Genomic DNA, 17,534 nt, shown 5'->3' with positions numbered 1-17,534 from the left:
ATGCAGCGGCCCGCCTTCACGGATATCAAGGCGGTCAAGACCGGCAATGTCCATGCGATCTGGCATCAGTTCTACAATAATCCGTACCAGTTCGTGGCGGTTCAGCAGATCGCCAAGTGGCTGCACCCTGACCTCTTCAAAGACCTCGATCCGGACGCGACCTTCAAGGAATTGCATCAGCGCTTCCTGCCGGTCGAATACCGCACGGGCTATTTCGTGTCGCTCAATACGAGCCTTTGAAATCTCGTGACACTTGAAAGGGGCTCGGCTTGATGGCCGTCACAATCGAAAACGCGGCAGTTCTCCCAGGACGCGGTCAGTACCGCGCCCTGGCGGCTCGCCGGATCCTGATATTGTCCGGCCTTCTCGCGACATTGATCCTGAGCGTCGCTGTGGACATGGGCCTTGGCCCGGCGCGATATACGCTGAGCGAGGTTCTCGCGGCGATCGTTTCGCCAGACACGGTCGAAAACAAGTTGCGGGTGGTGATCTGGGACATTCGCATGCCGATCGCGCTGATGGCGGTGACGGTCGGTGCCTCGCTCTCGCTTGCAGGCGCGCAGATGCAGACCATTCTGGCCAATCCGCTGGCCAGCCCTTTTACGCTGGGCATTTCCGCAGCCGCCGGCTTCGGTGCCGCACTGGCGCTGGTCGCGGGCATTGCCGTCTTTCCTGCAGCAATCCAGTTCATGGTGCCCGTAAACGCCTTTCTGATGGCGATGCTTGCCTCACTCTTCATTTATGGCGTTTCGACGCTGCGCGGCGTCACCGTCGAGACCATCGTGCTGCTCGGGATAGCGCTGGTCTTTACGTTCAACGCGCTTTTGTCGTTGCTTGAATATCTGGCATCCGAACAGGCGCTTGCCGCCGTCGTCTTCTGGACCATGGGCAGCCTGACCAAGGCCACCTGGATGAAGGTTGGCGTCACCTGCGCGGTCCTCGTCTTATGCATACCGCTCTTTGCCCGCCGCGCCTGGGCGCTGACGGCACTTCGCCTCGGCGATGACAAGGCTGCGAGCCTCGGTGTCAATGTCCGTTCACTGCGGCTCGAAACCATGCTTCTCGTTAGTCTGCTGGCGGCGATCCCCGTCTCTTTTGTCGGGACGATCGGCTTCGTCGGGCTCGTCGGGCCGCACATCGCGCGGATGCTGGTCGGCGAGGATCAGCGCTTCTTTCTGCCCGGATCGGTTATCTGCGGCGCGCTGTTGCTCTCGGTCACCTCCGTTGTATCGAAGACCTTGATTCCCGGAGCGATCCTGCCGATCGGTGTCATTACCGCACTCGTGGGCGTTCCCTTCTTCTTCTCCCTTATCTTCACCAACCGGAGGCGGGCATGGTAGCGCTCAGACTGGAGGGGGTCGGCGCGCGCTACGGCCGCACGCAGGTATTCAACGGCATCTCGACCGATGTGCTGCGCGGCGGCGAATTGACCGCCGTGATCGGCCCAAATGCCGCCGGCAAGTCGACCTTGTTCAAGCGGATAGCCGGCCTGCTTTCCGGGCCGGGCGTTGTCCATGTCGAGGCAGCCAGAGATGGCCACAGGTCGATCTGTTACATGCCGCAGGATACCGGTGCCAACGCGGTTTTGACCGTCTATGAGTCGGTATTGCTTGCCGCCAAGCAGGACTCCGGCTGGCGGGTCGCCGATCGCGAGCTGACGGAGATCGACCGGGTTCTTTCGGCGCTGCGTATTTCAGATCTTTCCTTCCGCGATCTCGGCGCGCTTTCGGGCGGGCAGCGGCAATTGGTGGCGATTGCCCAGGCCTTGGTCCGCAAGCCCGAAGTGCTCCTAATGGACGAACCGACGTCGGCGCTTGATCTTTTCCGGCAGATCGAGGTGCTGGAGTTCATGAGAAAACTCGCTGCAGCCGACGGCATGGCTGTTTTGATCGCTCTCCACGATCTCAATCATGCGCTTCGCTACTGTACCCAGACGATGGTGATCGCCGGCGGCGGTTTGATTGCAAGCGGCCCGACCGAGGATGTCATCACACCGGATATGCTGCGCGAAGTCTACAACGTCATCGCTCGCATCGAATGCTGCAGCGAAGGCAAGCCGGTGGTCATCGTCGACGGCACGGTGGGATAGAGAGCAACTCCCCTGCCCCGCGAACGGATTGGAGCCACACCTCTTTCGCTGGCTACCCTTGTCAGTGACACCGCCGATCGGAAACCAGTGCCCTTACCGCCCCTGGCAGCGCGCCGGTCGCGTTTGGAACTGGACGCGAAGCTTAAAGCCGTGAATAAGCACTTCCTTAAGTAATTCGATAGCGACTATTGCCTCGATGAGAATAAGATCGAGGCAAGTCGCACCGGTGATTCGCTGTTCCCAGTCTCGAAGCCAATCGTCTTAATGGGAAACGTATCCGATGCGCCGAAGAGAGGGGCCGCGTGAGCTACACGTTCGCAATAGGCGATATTCATGGCTGCATTGATCCACTGAAGCGCCTGCTCGCTAACATCGCGGCCTACGCTTCGGGTGGCACCGTCGTCTTCCTGGGAGACTATGTCGACCGCGGACCGGACAGTCGATCCGTCGTCGAAAGGCTGATTTCCGGCCCGCCATCCTCCAGCTGGAAATGGATAGCGCTTAAAGGCAACCACGAAGATATGATGGTTGGTGTGCATGCTGGGCAATGCGATCAGTCATGGTGGCTCGCAAACGGAGGGCTCAAGACTATCCAGTCGTATGAAAACGAAATCCCCGAGTGGCATCTGGAATGGGCGCACAGCCTTCCGCTCATGCACATGGATGAGCATCGGATATTCGTTCACGCCGGCGTCCGGGAGGGCGCATATCTCGAAGACCAGACCCCCAAAGATCTATTGTGGACCCGAGTGCCAGATGACTATTCCAGCACTTACTGGGGTAAGCATCTCTGTCACGGTCATACGCCTTCGCACCAGAACCCTCTCACGGTCGGAAACCGCACCAACGTCGACAGCGCTTGCGTCTTCGGTGGCAAGCTATCTTGCGCCGTCTTCGATGACAGCGTCCCTGGCGGCCCGATTGCTTTTCTCGATGTAAAGGCCTGAGCTGTTCGGAGATCAGCTCTCTTGGGCAGCAGTCGTCGCCCTTTCTGGGCGCGCGCGGCTTGCCATGAGCCCCGTGAGGCCGGTGGCGATGATGGCGGCCGCATAGATGTCGGTCGTCAGCTGGTAACCGAGCGTCTTTGCAAGAAACCCGGCAAGAATGGCGGGTAGGCTGAAGGCGAGGTAGCTCTGGACGTAGAAGGCCGACAGCAGCCCGGCGCGCTCATCCGCTTTGGCAAGCGGCATGATCGATCCGACAGTCCCGAGGAAGCTCGTACCGAACCCCATCCCGGTGACCAGTGTCCCGATGATCAGGACCGGCACGTTGGCGAGGTGGGTCCCGGCGACGACGGTGAGGAAGCCGACCGTCGTGGCCGAAACGCCGAAGGTCACGTTTGCCCGCGGACTGCGTGCACGGCGCAGGAAGACGCTGAAAGAGCCGGCAGCCATCAGCGCGGCCACGACCGCTCCTCCGGTCAGCGGCGCCCGGCTGCCGGTGGTCGAGGCCACAAGCGAGGGCACCAGTGACAGATAAAAGCCGCCAAGTGCCCAGTTGGCGATATTGACTGGCGTGGCGAGCGCAAGTGGCCGCTTGACCTGGGGCGGAATGCTGAGCCGCGGCATGAGGGAGGCCAGTGCACCCGTGCGTCTGCCGCCCGTTTCCGGCGTCATCCATATCGCCGCCGCCTGCGCCGCAAAGCCAAGCAGGAGCAAGCCATAGATGAGGTGAAGCGGGAAAGGGCCGTATTGAATGAGCGCGCTGGTGCCGATTGCGCCGAACGCCATTCCCGTCAACGGTGCGAGCGAGTTCACGAGCTGGCCCTTGGCGCGGTCGACGTCGACAAGTGCTGCGCCAATCGAGGCGCCGGCTATGCCGGTCGCAAGGCCTTGAACGATGCGCGCCGCGATCAGCCAGTTGGGGCCATCCGCAACGACGAAAAGCGCCATGGCTGCGACTTCGAGAAGCAGCGCACCGAAAATCACCGGCTTGCGGCCGAGATGATCGGAAATCGAACCGGCAATCAGCAATGCCGTCAGGAGTGCGAAGGCATAGACCGCAAAAACAACTGTCATGATCACCGGCGAGGCGGCGAAGTTCTCCTGGTAGATACGATAAAGCGGCGTCGGCGCCGCGGATGCGCCGAAGAAGGTTGCGAGCGTGACGGCATGGAAAGCGATTGGGTTCTTTGCGGCAGCTCCGGACTCTCTGGATTCGCGGGAGGAGAACATATATAACCCTCAAAAGCTAAATCGTTGCGTTTAGGCGATGTAAGCGAACGCGCGGCTAAAAGCAAATAATTTGCGTTTATGGCTTCATGAAAATTTCTGAACCATCACCGAAGGAAGGGCCAGGATAGGAAAATGGCAGGCAGGGAAGGTCTCCGTCCGGGCGGCAGAAGCGCCAGGGTCCAGGCATCGGTTCACAAGGCCGTACAGGATCTCCTTGCGAAGATGGATCGCGCGGACCTGACAATTCCGATCATCGCGGCTGAAGCGGGGGTAACGCCGTCGACCATCTATCGCCGTTGGGGCGATCTTCAGGAACTGCTTTCCGACGTCGCCGTCGAGCGGCTGCGCCCCGACATGCAGCCGGTCGATACGGGTAGCTGCCGCGGCGACCTGCAGGCGTGGGCCGAGCAATATGCCGAGGAAATGTCCTCGAACCCCGGCCGGGAGATGATACGCGACGTGCTATGTTCGCAAGACGGCAGCGGCGCCTTTCAATGCCGCAATTTCACTAAGCAGCAGATCGAGGTGGTCGTGCAGCGTGCCAGGGAGCGCGGCGAAGCGTTTCCGGATGTCGAGGCGGTCTTAGACCGCGTTGTCTCTCCTATCATGTACCGCATCCTTTTCGGCGAAACACCGGATGCTGCACGTGTCGAGCGTCTGGTGGCAGGGGCAATGGAGCTGATATCGCCAACGCGGGCTTCCGCCCGTAAATCTGCGTGATGTCCCATCCGCATTTGATGGTTCCACGACTCGCAGCTGACTGAATTGCTTCCGCGGTGAGAAGCGCCGGGACAAACCGCCTTTTCGTTGTCCCGGCCGCAATTCGTTCGACGCGGAGGATGCCTAAGCTGTCAAAAGCCAGCCCCGCGCGCGATCAGACTCGCTTGTCCGGACGGCTGTGGAGCGGTTGGGCCCGGTGCCAGTTTTCAAGGATACGGCCGTCGGTATGCGTCTGCTTCGCCCAGCGGATGCCGTTCGAAATGACCTTGTGCACGTTCTTGTCGTGATAGATCGGATAGGTCTCGTGACCGGGACTGAAGAAGAAGATGCGCCCGCGGCCGCGCTGGAAGGTGCAGCCGCTCCTGAATACTTCGCCGCCCGAATACCAGGAGATGAAGACGAGCTCGTCCGGCTGCGGAATGTCGAAGGGTTCGCCGTACATTTCCGAGGCATTGACCTCGAAATAAGGCGGCAGGCCCTCGGCGATCGGATGCGCGGGGTTGACGACCCAGACCCGCTCGAGATCACCATCCGGCGTCTCGCGCCAGGAGAGATTGGCATTCGTTCCCATCAGGCGCCGGAAGAGCTTGGAGTGGTGGCCGGAATGCAGCACCAACAGCCCCATGCCCTTCAGCACTCGCTGTTGCACACGGTCGATCAGCCCGTCACTGACCTCCTCATGCGCCATGTGACCCCACCAGAGCAACACGTCGGTGTCATTAAGCACTGAATCCGGCAGGCCTTCATCGGGATCGTCCAACGTACCGCGGCGGATCTCGAAATCGGGATGCTGGATGCCGGCGGCGATCGCTCCGTCGATGCGGTCCGGATAAATCTCCTGCACTTCCTTGTGCAGTTGTTCGTGGCGTCCCTCGTTCCAGATGGTGACCTTGATTGTCATGATGTCCTCTATCTTATGAAGCTTGAGCAGGGCGAATGACCCGCCCGGCGGTGTCGAACAAATGGCAGGCCGAAGGGTCGGCCGCGAGCGAAACGCGGTCACCTGGCCGCAGAGCGATGTCGCCCTCGGCGCGCACCACGATCGGCTGCGCCTGCGAGCCGACCGTCATGTAGGTTTCAACGCCGAGCCGCTCGACGATCACGACCTCGGCGGAAAAGTTGCCCCGGCCCTCCGGCGTGATCTTCAGATGTTCCGGCCGGATGCCGAGCCTCGCCTCCCCTTGCGGCACGGAGCTTCCTTTATCCGGCAGATCGAGCGAAAGCCCGATCGGGCTTTGGGCATGCAGCAGCCCGGCTTGCGGGCGGGTGACCGTCACCGGGATGATGTTCATCTTGGGCGAGCCGATGAAGGTCGCGACGAACTCGTTTTCCGGCCGGTGATAGAGCGTCATCGGCGCGCCCTGCTGCGCAACGACGCCCTTGTTCAGCACGACGATCCGGTCCGCCATGGTCATCGCCTCGACCTGGTCATGAGTAACATAGACGACGGTCGCCTTGAGTTCCCGGTGCAGGCGCTGCAGTTCGGCGCGCATCTGCACCCTTAGTGCGGAGTCGAGGTTTGACAACGGCTCGTCGAAGAGGATCAGCGACGGCTTCTTGATGATGGCACGGCCGATCGCCACACGTTGCCGCTGTCCGCCGGAAAGTGCCGCGGGCCGGCGATTGAGATAGTCGGTCAACTGCAGGATCTCTGCGACGCTTTCGACCTGGCGACGAATCTCCGCTTCCGGGACTTTCTTCAGGCTCAGGGAAAAACCGATATTCTCCGCCACCGTCATGTGGGGGTAGAGCGCGTAGGACTGGAACACCATGGCGATCCCGCGTTTGTCCGGCGGGACGTCGTTGATGCGCTGGCCGTTGAGGATCAAGTCGCCGTCGTCGATGCCCTCGAGGCCGGCGATCATCCGCAGCAATGTCGATTTACCACAGCCGGAAGGCCCGACGAATACGGCGAATTCACCATCCTCCACGGTGATATCCACGCCCTTGATGACTTCCAGCGCACCGTAGAATTTGCGAACGTTCTTGAGATTGATCATCTTTGAAACTCTTTCCGGAAATCAGCCTTTGACGCCGCCCGCGAAGGTCTGCACGAGGAAGCGTCGCGCGAAGCCGAAGGCGACCACGGCGGGCATGAGGTAGATGAAGGCGAGTGCCGCAAGCAGGCCGTAATCGATCTCGTTGATACGCAGGAAGGCACGGAAAAGGCCGAGCGGCAGTGTTTGCAACTCCGGCGACGACAGGAATATCAAAGGCAGCAGGAAGTCGCCCCAGGCCGACATGAAGGCAAACAGTCCCGCGGCCGCCAGTCCGGGCAGCGCCAGCGGAATGAGCACCCGGCGGATGCGCTGCACGAGTGTTGCCCCGTCCATCACGGCGGCTTCTTCATAGTCCCGTGGCAGCCCGTCGAAGAAGGTCTTCATGATCCAGAGCGCCAGCGGCAATTGCATGGTCGCAAGCACGAGGATCAGGCCGAGATAGCCATCGATGAAGCCGGTCCAGCGCATGATCGGCCGGGCATACTCGCCGAAGATCGGGCGAAGCACAGCCCCTTCGGCATTGTTCAGCGTCAACAGGAACTTGTAGAGCGGCACGACGAGCGCCGTCGGCGGCAGCACGCGGATCAGCAGGATCGCATAGAGGAACGGCAGCTTCCACCAGGCCCGGGTCCGCGACAGCGCATAGCCGCCGAGCCCCGCCAGCACCATGACCAATACCGTCGCGCTGCCGACCACGAAGAGCGAATTGAATAGCCATTTCGCGCCGTCCTCCTTGGTGAAGACGCGCATATAGTTGGCAAACGACCACTGCTCCGGCCAGCGCAGGAAAAGCTGCGCATTTCCGTCGAAGGAGGCAAGCAGCACCCAGAAGAAAGGCACGGCGCAGAAGATCGAGATCAGCGACAGCGTTGCGTAAGCAAGCAGATCGGAGCGGGTCTTGTTCGCGTTCTCGGCGGGAGAAATTGCTGCCATGTCAGACGTCCACTTTCATGGCCCGGACATAGCCGATGCCGAGGACCAGCGAAATCAGCAGGGCGACGACGGCCACCGCCGCGCCGTAACCGAGCTGGAATGCCGTAAAGGACTGGTTGTAGATGTAGATGCTGACGAGCTCCGTCGCACCGCCCGGCCCGCCGCGCGTGAGCGCATAGACGAGACCGAAGACGGCAATCGTCGAGACCGCAGAGATCAGCATGTAGAGAAGGATCGTCGGCATCATCAGCGGCAGGGTGATGCGGCGAAACATTTGCGACGGGGTCGCTCCATCTATGCGGGCAGCCTCGTAGATTTCGGTTGGAATGGTGCTGAGGCCCGCCGTCAGCAGGATCATGGCGGTGGCAATGCCGCGCCAGGTGTTGACGATGATGATCATCGACAGCGGAAAGACCTGCAGCCAGTCGGCCGGCGTGACGCCGAAAAAGCTGACGATCCGGCTGAGTGTTGCTTGCTCGCCGCCCGCCAGCATGGAAATCCACATGAAGCCGGCAACGACTTCCGGCGCTGCGTTCGGCAAAAGGATGATCGAGGAGAATATCTGCCGGAAGCGGATGTTCCGGCGAAGCGCGATCGCAGAGATCAGACCGAGGACGAACTGGCCGATGACCGCCGAGCCCAGCACGAAGAAAAAGGTGACGAGCAGGGAGTTCCAGAACTTCGCGTCGTTCAGAAGCCGCGCATAGTTGCGGATCCCGACGAAGCGCGGCCGAAGTGCTGCGGCGCCGGTTAGCGCTTCATTGGTGAAGCTCAGATAGACGGAGTAAAGCGCAGGGTAGATCACGAAGGCCAGAAGCAGCGCCAGCGATGGCAGCAGGATCAGGAGAAGCTGCCGCTCGGCGCGCTTTTCGTGGACGTTTCGGACCATGGAAGCCTACAACTCCGTCGGAATGGACTGGAAGACGCGGCGGCTCAGCCGCGTCCCCGGAATAAGCGGAAGGACAGCCTATTTGACCATGTCGTCGCCGAGCGTTTCCTTGACGTAGTCGACCAGGATCTTCTGGGCGCCGGCCGCATCGGTTTCCTTGCGAAGCAGCGCTTCGGTTGCTCGGGCAACGCCTTCGGCAACCGCGCCGAAGCCGGCAGCCTGCTTCAGAAACACGCCGTTTTCAGCGGCCGCATGGATAGGAACCAGCTCGGTCAGCTTCTGGAAGTCGGCATTCTTCGCAGCGTCCTTGCTGGCCGGAATGTTGCCGATCCGGGCCGCATAGGACACCTGGGTCTCTACCGAGCCGATTTCCATCAGCGCCTTCTTCGCCAGTTCGACATTGGCGGACTTGGAGTTGACCGCCCACGGCGCAGCAAGGTTGGCAATCACATACTGGCTGCCACTTTGGCCCGGAACCGTCCAGGTGCCGACGACTTTCGTCACGTCCGGAATTGGGTTCTTGCTTTCGCGGCCCCAGTCAAAGATGTAGCACCAGGAGCCGCAGGTGGTTGCAGCAAGCTTGCCGGCCGGGAACATCTGATACTTCGGCACGACCCACGGTTCCGGTCCAAGCAGCGGCTGCGTCGGCATCAGATCGTTGTCGATCAGCTGCTTGTAGACGTCGAAGACGTCCTTGACGCCCCCGCCATTGAGGTCGAGCTTGCCATCGGCATCGACGATCTGCGGCGTCTTGGAGCCGACGATCAGGTGCTGGAAGCCTTCGTCGAAGGCGCCACTGCCCCAGGAAACGCCCGCCGGGAAGAGCAGGCCGTAGGCGCCGGTCTTCTTTTTGATTTCGGCGGCACGATCAAGAAGCTCCTTCCAGGTCTTCGGTTGCTCGGTGGAGATGCCCGCCTTGTCGAGAACGTCCTTGCGGTAATAGATCTCCTGAATGCCGAGCATGAACGGCATCACATAGGTTTCGCGGTCCGGGCTGACGGCGAGCTGCTTTGCGACATCATAGAGAGAGCCGTAGCCTTCCCAGGCCTTGAACTCGCTGCTGATCGGCGCGAGGTAACCGGCTTCGACCATGTCGGCGACGGCAGCCGTCGTCGGAATCGAGAAGAGGTCTGGAGCATTCCCGGCCCCGAGTTCCGTTAGCAGCTTGGTCAGGTAGTCCTTGTCCGGCGCGGGATATTCGATGACCTCGACGGTCACCCCATACTTCTTTTCGATGCGCTCGACGGTCGACTTCATGGCGTCGATGCCGGCTTGGCCGTGGTTGGCAATTCGGATTGTCTCGGCATGCGCCAGCGTCGAAACGGCGCTGAGCAAAATGGCGCAGAGGCCACCAATGACCGTCTTCTTCAACGGAAGTCCTCCCTTTTGGTACACGGCGCCCTCCAGCACCGTGCGCAAAAATGTACACGCATTCGCAGTTAAGACAAGATGGATATTAAGAAGCACTGCGCCCATGCATTATACATTTGATTTTGCTTTATAATTTTTGATATTGCCTTCGCTGCATCGTTGTGTAATCGTATACACAATTCGATCGGGAGGACCTTTGCATGTCACAGAAATTGCGGCTTGGCGTTATCGGCGCCGGGCTGAAGGCGGCTGAGTATGCGGAAAGCTGGGCGAAGATGCCTGAACTCGAGTTCGTGGCGCTCGCCGACACGAATCCCTCCTCCCGCCAGCGGCTGATTGACGTCTGCGTCGCTTCCGGCGCGCCGGCGCCGAGGAGCTTCGAGGACTATCGGGACATGCTTTCCACCTGTCGGGACGAGCTCGATATCGTCTACGTCTCGACTCCGCACGCCTTCCACGGCGAACAGGCGGTCGCGGTTGCGGAAGCCGGTCTCGACCTCTTCCTCGAAAAACCGATGGTCACCACGGTCGCCGAAGCCGAGCGGCTGATTGCTGCGCAAAAGAAAAGTGGCGTGACGATCGTCACCGCCTTCCAGGGGGGCCTTTCTCCGCTGGTCATCGATACCCGCGAGCGCGCCGTGAGCGGCGAATTCGGCGATCTGATCGCGATTTCCGGGATGATCTGGGAAAGCTGGTCGAGCAACTACGACGGACACTGGAAGCAGCAGCCCGAAATCTCCGGCGGAGGCTTCATGTTCGATACCGGCGCGCACATGATGAATACCGTTTGCCTGCTCGCCAACTCCGATTTCGAAAGCGTCTCGGCCTACATGAACAATCATGGGAAAAGGATCGATATCGCAACCGCCGTCTCGGCGCGTCTCAAGAATGGCGCGCTTGCGACCCTGACGGCGGCTGGCGAAGGTCCTCCGGGCTGCGCCTCATACATCACGTTCTTCTATTCCAAGGCGATCGTTCGCATCGACGCCTGGGGCGGCTGGCGCGAAATCAGCGTAGACCGCGCGAGTGGAGCCCGTGAGGAGGCCGAGATTCTCGGCAATCCGATGAAAAGCTTTCTCGCCATACGTGGCGGAAAGATGGAGAACACCGGTTCGGTTGAAATGGGCTTACGATTCGCTAGGCTCTGGGATGCAATCAAGGAATCGGCAGCGGCAGACGGCGTCCCCGTCAGGATTGCCGCGCCGTAAGCGTGTGGAATGTCTGTAATGAGCAAACGACGGATGACCTCGAAGGAACTGGCAAAGCTCGCCGGGGTGTCCTCCGCGACCATTTCCCGGGCTTTCTCGTCGGATTCGAGGATCGGCAGCGCTACACGCGACCGCATCCTGGCAGTTGCGCGCGAACATGGTTATCAGCCGAATGCGCTGGCGCGTTCCCTGAACAACCAGCGTTCCCGTCTGGTCGCGCTCGTCGTCAATGCGATCGGCAACCCCTGCGAAGCCGAGGAACAGCAACTTCTCGTCCAGCGGCTGCAGGCCCGCCAGCTTCTGCCCATCATCCTCTGTTGCCGCGATCACTCCGACCGGCTGCAACTGATGCGCCTGGCCTCGACCTATCAGGTCGATCACGTTGTCGTCTTCTCCGACATGGTCTCGATGCAGGACGCAGTCGATATCTTCCACACCACGAAACCGATCATCGTGTCCTTCGAACCGCTTGAGAACGAAAACGTCTCCAGTATCCGCATTGACGGCTCGGCGGCCGCCGACGAAATCATCGACAAGATCGTCCGCGACGGCAAGAAACGCTTCGCCTATCTCTCCGGCACCAAGTCCAGCTGGATCGACAAGCTGCGCCGCAAGTGGTTCGCCGATGCCCTCGCCAGACGCGGCCTCTCCCTGGAAGCTGAGGCCTTTGGCGACTACGGATACGATTCAGGGTTCAAGGAAGCCGTCCTCCTGCTGCATCGCTCCAAGGTCGATGCGATCATCTGCGGCAACGACGTGATGGCGATCGGTGCCCGCGACGCGGCCCGCCGCGTCCTCGGCAAGAACACGCCCGACGATATTGCCATCGTGGGCCAGGACGGCATCGCCATGGCCGCATGGGACTGCAACGATCTTACGACGCTGAGCCTCGACCATACCGCTTTCATGGATGCGGTGGTGGAGCTTATCGAGCGTCACGAAGCCGGACTCGAAGGCCCGCACAACATGATGCTCACCTGCACGGTCCGCTGGGGCTCAACGGCGTAGCCGTTATAACAATCATTGCATGAGCTAGCGCAAGCGAGCGAACTGACTTGGCGATACTTTAGGCGCGGCAAGCACAAGTCCGCCGCGGTGGACTTTATGCTTCTGATTCGTCTCTTTGTGACTGCTCGCTTTGGTGTATAGTCTAGGCGGGAAATTCGACACAGCATCAGCGTCTGCTCAGGAGAACGTTTCATGCGAGTCTCGAGTGTATTGGTTTCCGCCTTTTCATCCGCGCTATTTGTTGCCATCATCTTCGTGGCTGACGTTGCCTATTCCCAACAGGCACCTGCAGTGACCGTCGCTCCCGCTAAAATGATGGATCTGCGGGAGACCACGGACTTTACGGGCCGTGTCGTTGCCATACAGAAGGTCGATATTCGCGCCCGCGTCTCCGGTTTCCTGGAGGCTGTCAAATTCACAGAGGGGCAAACTGTTTCCGCCGGGACGGTACTTTATGAGGTCGAAGACGGCACGTATCGGGCCGCTGTTCAGGAAATCCAGGGCTCTATCGAGGCTGCCGAAGCAGCGCGGGATCTGGCTGCTATCGAGCAGCGTCGTTCCCAACAGCTCTTCGCCAACAGGACGATCCCGCAGGCGCAGCTCGACATTGCAAATGCCCAGGTAAAGAAGGCAGAGGCTGAGCTCGTCCGTCTTAGGGGCAGCAAGGCGAGCGCCGAGCTCAATCTTTCCTACACGAAGATCGTTGCGCCCTTCGACGGGATCATCGGCTTGAGCGCTGTAGATGTCGGGGCTCTCGTCGGTCCCGATTCCGGTTCGCTCGCCACTCTGACGCGGCTGGATCCTATCTATGTCAATTTCCCAGTCGCGACCTCGCTTTTTCTTACCTATCGCGAGCGCGTGCTGAGGGGAGAGGCCCCTCCGGGCGGCAATGTCGGGATAACTCTGCCGAACGGAACGATATATCCGTCGAAAGGGGAGATCAATTTCGTCTCCAGCGACGTGGCGCAGGGTACCGATACGATCCTGGTGCGCGCCGAATTCGCCAATCCGGATAAACTCCTGCTCGATGGCACGCTCGTCAGGGTCACGTTCGAACAGCTGGACAGGCAGGATGTGCTGGCCATACCGCAGGAGGCTGTACAACGCGATCAGCAAGGCGCCTTCGTGATGGTCGTCGGGGCGGATTCCAAGGTTGAACTTCGTCGCATCGAAGTCGCTCGCTCTACGGGCGGCCAGTCGGTGATCGCAAAAGGTCTGAAGGAAGACGAGCGCGTTATAACAGATGGCGTCGGCAAGGTACGACCCGGCATGGTCGTCGATGCTGCACCTGCCGCAGACGGCTAAGCCATGATCTCCGCAATCTTCATCGATCGCCCGCGATTTGCCGCCGTCATTTCCATCGTGCTGACGCTCGCCGGCCTGATTGCGCTGACAAGACTGCCGATCGCCCAGTTTCCCGATATCGTCCCGCCGCAGGTCAGTGTCACGGCTAACTATCCCGGCGCCGGCGCCGAAGTGGTCGAAGCGACCGTCGCTCAGCCGATCGAAAGCAAGGTCGTCGGCGTTGACGACATGCTTTACATGAAATCCACGAGCGGCGCTGACGGATCCTACAACCTGACGGTCAGCTTTGCCGTCGGGACGGATCCGGATATCGCCACTGTCAACGTCCAGAACCGCGTGTCGCTCGCCGAAGCCGGCCTGCCATCCGAGGTCAAGCAGACCGGCGTCAGCGTCCGCAAGAAATCCTCCGCCCTGATGCAGGTGATCGCCATCTATGGCGAGAACGACAGCTTCGATTCGCTGTTTCTTTCGAACTACGCGACCATCAACATAATGGATACGCTCAAGCGGGTGCCAGGTGTCGGCGATGCATCGATGTTCGGGGCCCAGGACTATTCGATGCGCGTGGTCCTCGACGTCGATCGCCTCACTAGCCTCGAGATGACGCCAACGGATGTGATCAACGCCTTACGGGCGCAGAACGTCCAGGCCGCCATCGGCCGTATCGGCGCCCAGCCGATGACGAACGACCCGCTGTTCCAGCTCAACCTGCAGACCCAGGGGCGGCTGACCGATCCCGCAGAGTTCGGAAACGTCGTCTTGCGAGCACAGCCCGACGGCTCCTATGTTCGCATTCGCGATGTTGCCAAGGTTGAGCTCGGAGCAGCGAGTTCGGATTCCAGCGCGCGCTTCAACGGCAGGCCGGTCGCCATGATCGGGACGTATCAGGCTCCCGGCGCAAATGCGCTTTCCGCAGCAGAGGGTGTCAGGGCGGCGATGGAGCGCCTCTCCCGCGCCTTTCCGGAGGGTCTCACCTACAAGATTTCCTATGACACCTCCGAATTCGTCGAGGCGAGTGTGGAGAACGTCGCCCATACGCTGATCGAGGCGTTCGTGCTCGTCATCGTCGTCGTATTTCTCTTTCTGGGCAGCGTCCGTGCGACGCTGATACCGCTGGTCGCCGTTCCGGTAGCCCTTATCGGCACCTTTGCGGTCATACTGGCGATGGGCTTTTCGCTGAATACCGTGTCGCTGCTGGCGCTGGTACTCGCTATCGGAATCGTTGTCGACGACGCAATCGTCGTCGTCGAAAATGTCGAGCGGGTGATGGAGGAGAATCCTGGCATGCGTGCGCCGGAGGCAGCCCGCCTTGCCATGGGCGAAATCACCGGCGCGATCGTTGCGATCACCCTCGTCCTGCTTTCGGTCTTCGTGCCCGTCGCCTTCATTCCGGGTCTCAGCGGTCAGCTCTTCCAGCAGTTTGCGGTCGCCGTCTCGGTGTCAATGGTGATTTCTGCGATCAATGCCCTGACGCTCAGTCCGGCCTTGTGCTCAATCCTCCTCAAACCGCACCACGGACCGAAACGGGGCCTTCTTGGGTGGATCTCGCGCGGCATTGACCGCAGCCGCGACGGCTATGCGTATGTCGCCGAGCATATCGCTCGCAGAGCCATTGTCGGCCTCGTGCTGCTGGCGATCGCGATTGGCGCCAGCGGTTGGCTGTTCCGTGTCGTGCCGACCGGCTTCCTGCCGAGCGAGGACCAAGGCGCCTTCTTTGTGGAAATCCGTCTGCCGGATGGCGCGTCCTACAACAGGACCGACACGATTGTGCGCCAGGTCGAAACATTGCTGGGCGGCATCGAAGGAGTCGCGAACGTCATCAGCGTCACGGGCTACAGCTTTCTCGATGGCCTGGCGAAATCGAACAGCGGCTTTGCCGTAGTGACCATGAAGCCCTTCGCCGAGCGCGAGAGCGCAGCCGCCTCGGTCGATTCCGCGATAGCGGCCACCATGGCCAAGGGCACGACAATCAGGGGCGCTCAGGTCTTCGCCTTCAACCTGCCCCCGATCCTCGGTCTGGGTAGCGGCTCCGGCTTCGAATATCAACTGCTCGACCTGCAGGGACGCCCACCCACGGAACTGGCCGCGACGGCCGGCGGGCTGATCGTGGCGGCGAACCAGAACCCGATGCTCGGGCCGACTTTCAGCACCTACTCGGCAACCTCTCCGCAACTCTATCTCTATCTCGATCGCGATCGCCTGCAGGCTCTTGGGGTGTCAGTCAGCGATCTGTTCGCCACGCTGCAGGGAACGCTCGGATCGTATTACGTTAATGACTTCAACCTCTTCGGCCGCAGTTGGAAGGTCAATCTACAGGCTGCCGAGACAGATCGCGATTCCGTCAACGACATTCCACGCCTGCATGTCCGCAATGCCTCCGGCGAGATGGTCCCCGTCGCATCCGTGGCGCGCGTGGACTACATCGTAGGCCCGCAATCGATCGTGCGTTACAACAACTACCGCTCCATCACGCTGAATGGCCAGCCGGCCCCCGGCGTCTCGTCGGGCCAGGCGCTTGCTGCGATGGAAGCGCTTTCGGCAGCGACGCTTCCGGCAGGCTACAGCTTCGAGTGGACCGGAACAGCGCTTCAGGAGCTCGAGGCGGCTGGCCAGACCACCGTGATCCTGGCGCTCGCCATCCTCTTCGCCTACCTCTTCCTGGTCGCTCTTTATGAAAGCTGGACGATTCCGATCCCGGTTCTGCTTTCGGTGGCGGTCGGTGTCGCAGGCGCTCTTCTTTCAGTGTTGATTGCGGGTCTGTCATTCGACATCTACGCCCAGATCGGGCTTGTGGTCTTGATTGCGCTGGCCTCCAAGAATGCGATCCTGATCGTCGAATTTGCCAAGTTCCAGCGGGAGAAAGGTGCAGGCATCGTCGATGCGGCCATTCAGGGCGCCCGGACCCGCTTCCGGGCAGTGATGATGACCAGCTTCGCCTTCATCGCCGGATTGATCCCGCTGGTTATCGCGCAGGGGGCTGGCATGCTCAGCCGCCGGTCGGTCGGCACGGGTGTTGCAGGCGGCATGCTGGTGGCCGCCCTCGTCGGGATCTTCATCATCCCGGCCCTCTATGTGGTCTTTCAATCGCTCCGGGAACGTGCGCATAAGCTTGCTGGCGGCTCGCAGCCGCAGCCCGCTGCGGCTGCCCCAGCGGGTGAGCGGCCACATGAGCCCGATCAGGTTGCGAGTTCCACGCAAAGGCGTGCCGATTCGAGTTAGCGCAAAGCGGCCGCCTGACGGAGGAAAGTCCGGTTCAGCTCGGGATCTTGCCTTCCTCCACGAGGCGGGCATCCGGCGCTCGAAGCGAGATCGTCGGCGATCCGCCGAAGGACACCGCACTCACCTCTCAGCGCGAACCAAAGGACCAATTATAGGATGATGCCGGGTCGTACACGCAGGCGTAATCGAGGATGCACATCTTTCCGTTGGCATCACGCAAACTGGTCGTGTCGCGCTTATCACCCAACCGGCAACGGGCTGGCGGATAGCGGAAGCTGCGGCCGCCGAAGCCGACGCGAACAAAAACGGCCTTCTGTTGACGGATGATCTGCGCAAGCTGGTTGCAGGTATGAGCCCGGGCATCGACGTTCACGGCCTCGACGGCAAGGACTGATGACGGGAGCAAAAACGCCGCGGCTAGGATCACGCTCTTCATGGAAGGTCCTCCCCTGAAGCCAGTTAAGCAGCGGCGCCCGCAGCATTCAAAGCAAATTTTGGAGAGGTGTTGAATTCCGCGCCGGCACTGCGGCCGGAATCGCGCGTGAAACGACACGAGCGCCCAAAAAAAGACCGCCCCGGCTGAAGGAGGCGGTCAATGCGGATACGATATCCGCTGGC

At 60.8% G+C, this 17,534-nt stretch carries 15 protein-coding genes and 1 pseudogene; 9 read left to right on the top strand and 7 right to left on the bottom strand.

Features of this window, described 5'->3' with window-relative positions:
- The 4 genes and pseudogenes from ACPYOI_RS12565 to ACPYOI_RS12550 form a co-directional block, all read left to right on the top strand.
- A pseudogene (locus ACPYOI_RS12565) lies at positions 1–240 on the top strand (ABC transporter substrate-binding protein); the annotation flags it as partial.
- 32 nt (positions 241–272) lie between these two features.
- On the top strand, positions 273–1,340 hold the full coding sequence (locus ACPYOI_RS12560; RefSeq protein WP_481415422.1) for a FecCD family ABC transporter permease: 1,068 nt from the start codon (positions 273–275) through the stop codon (positions 1,338–1,340).
- Positions 1,334–2,089 (top strand): ABC transporter ATP-binding protein, encoded by a 756-nt coding sequence (locus ACPYOI_RS12555; RefSeq protein WP_481415423.1) that lies wholly within the window; start codon positions 1,334–1,336, stop codon positions 2,087–2,089. Before ACPYOI_RS12560 ends, ACPYOI_RS12555 begins: the two co-directional genes overlap by 7 nt.
- Before the next feature lie 302 nt (positions 2,090–2,391).
- Entirely contained in the window at positions 2,392–3,036 is a 645-nt protein-coding gene (locus tag ACPYOI_RS12550) for a metallophosphoesterase family protein (RefSeq protein ID WP_168833068.1), read from the top strand.
- Positions 3,037–3,048: 12 nt separating this feature from the next.
- On the opposite strand, the gene ACPYOI_RS12545 is transcribed toward ACPYOI_RS12550, so the two are convergent.
- A complete protein-coding gene (locus ACPYOI_RS12545) occupies positions 3,049–4,263 on the bottom strand; it encodes an MFS transporter (RefSeq protein ID WP_481415424.1) in 1,215 nt (404 codons plus the stop codon).
- Between the two features lie 132 nt (positions 4,264–4,395).
- Here ACPYOI_RS12545 and ACPYOI_RS12540 point away from each other — a divergent pair, with 132 nt between their 5' ends.
- On the top strand, positions 4,396–4,983 hold the full coding sequence (locus ACPYOI_RS12540) for a TetR/AcrR family transcriptional regulator (protein WP_481415425.1): 588 nt from the start codon (positions 4,396–4,398) through the stop codon (positions 4,981–4,983).
- A 154-nt stretch (positions 4,984–5,137) separates the two neighbouring features.
- On the opposite strand, the gene ACPYOI_RS12535 is transcribed toward ACPYOI_RS12540, so the two are convergent.
- The 5 genes from ACPYOI_RS12535 to ACPYOI_RS12515 all read right to left on the bottom strand — a co-directional run bounded on the left by ACPYOI_RS12535 (position 5,138) and on the right by ACPYOI_RS12515 (position 10,176).
- Complete coding sequence (locus ACPYOI_RS12535; RefSeq protein WP_481415426.1) at positions 5,138–5,884, bottom strand: ThuA domain-containing protein; 747 nt, start codon at positions 5,882–5,884, stop codon at positions 5,138–5,140.
- Between the two features lie 13 nt (positions 5,885–5,897).
- The gene (locus tag ACPYOI_RS12530; protein WP_481415427.1) at positions 5,898–6,983 is read right to left on the bottom strand and encodes an ABC transporter ATP-binding protein; all 1,086 of its coding nucleotides are present in this window, start codon (positions 6,981–6,983) and stop codon (positions 5,898–5,900) included.
- Positions 6,984–7,004: 21 nt separating this feature from the next.
- Positions 7,005–7,916 carry a carbohydrate ABC transporter permease gene (locus ACPYOI_RS12525; RefSeq protein WP_481415428.1) on the bottom strand — a complete coding sequence of 304 codons (912 nt, stop codon included), beginning with the start codon at positions 7,914–7,916 and terminating at the stop codon, positions 7,005–7,007.
- 1 nt (position 7,917) lies between these two features.
- On the bottom strand, positions 7,918–8,805 hold the full coding sequence (locus ACPYOI_RS12520) for a carbohydrate ABC transporter permease (protein ID WP_481415429.1): 888 nt from the start codon (positions 8,803–8,805) through the stop codon (positions 7,918–7,920).
- A gap of 78 nt (positions 8,806–8,883) precedes the next feature.
- Positions 8,884–10,176: an ABC transporter substrate-binding protein gene (locus ACPYOI_RS12515; protein WP_481422911.1), complete on the bottom strand. Its 1,293-nt coding sequence runs from the start codon at positions 10,174–10,176 to the stop codon at positions 8,884–8,886.
- Positions 10,177–10,376: 200 nt separating this feature from the next.
- On the opposite strand from ACPYOI_RS12515, the gene ACPYOI_RS12510 reads away from it, so the two are divergent.
- From ACPYOI_RS12510 to ACPYOI_RS12495, 4 genes are all read left to right on the top strand, one after another.
- Complete coding sequence (locus ACPYOI_RS12510; RefSeq protein ID WP_481415431.1) at positions 10,377–11,384, top strand: Gfo/Idh/MocA family protein; 1,008 nt, start codon at positions 10,377–10,379, stop codon at positions 11,382–11,384.
- A gap of 9 nt (positions 11,385–11,393) precedes the next feature.
- A complete protein-coding gene (locus ACPYOI_RS12505) occupies positions 11,394–12,392 on the top strand; it encodes a LacI family DNA-binding transcriptional regulator (protein WP_168833077.1) in 999 nt (332 codons plus the stop codon).
- 192 nt (positions 12,393–12,584) lie between these two features.
- A complete protein-coding gene (locus ACPYOI_RS12500; RefSeq protein WP_481415432.1) occupies positions 12,585–13,697 on the top strand; it encodes an efflux RND transporter periplasmic adaptor subunit in 1,113 nt (370 codons plus the stop codon).
- 3 nt (positions 13,698–13,700) lie between these two features.
- Positions 13,701–16,916 (top strand): efflux RND transporter permease subunit, encoded by a 3,216-nt coding sequence (locus ACPYOI_RS12495; protein ID WP_481422910.1) that lies wholly within the window; start codon positions 13,701–13,703, stop codon positions 16,914–16,916.
- Between the two features lie 127 nt (positions 16,917–17,043).
- On the opposite strand, the gene ACPYOI_RS12490 is transcribed toward ACPYOI_RS12495, so the two are convergent.
- Positions 17,044–17,352, bottom strand: a complete 309-nt coding sequence (locus ACPYOI_RS12490) for a hypothetical protein (RefSeq protein ID WP_481422909.1) — start codon at positions 17,350–17,352, stop codon at positions 17,044–17,046.
- Positions 17,353–17,534: the final 182 nt, after the last annotated feature.

Source organism: Rhizobium sp. SVR5-2C (assembly GCF_056755115.1).
Note: the sequence above shows the minus strand (reverse complement) of the source record. Positions and strands in the feature narration are given on the sequence as shown.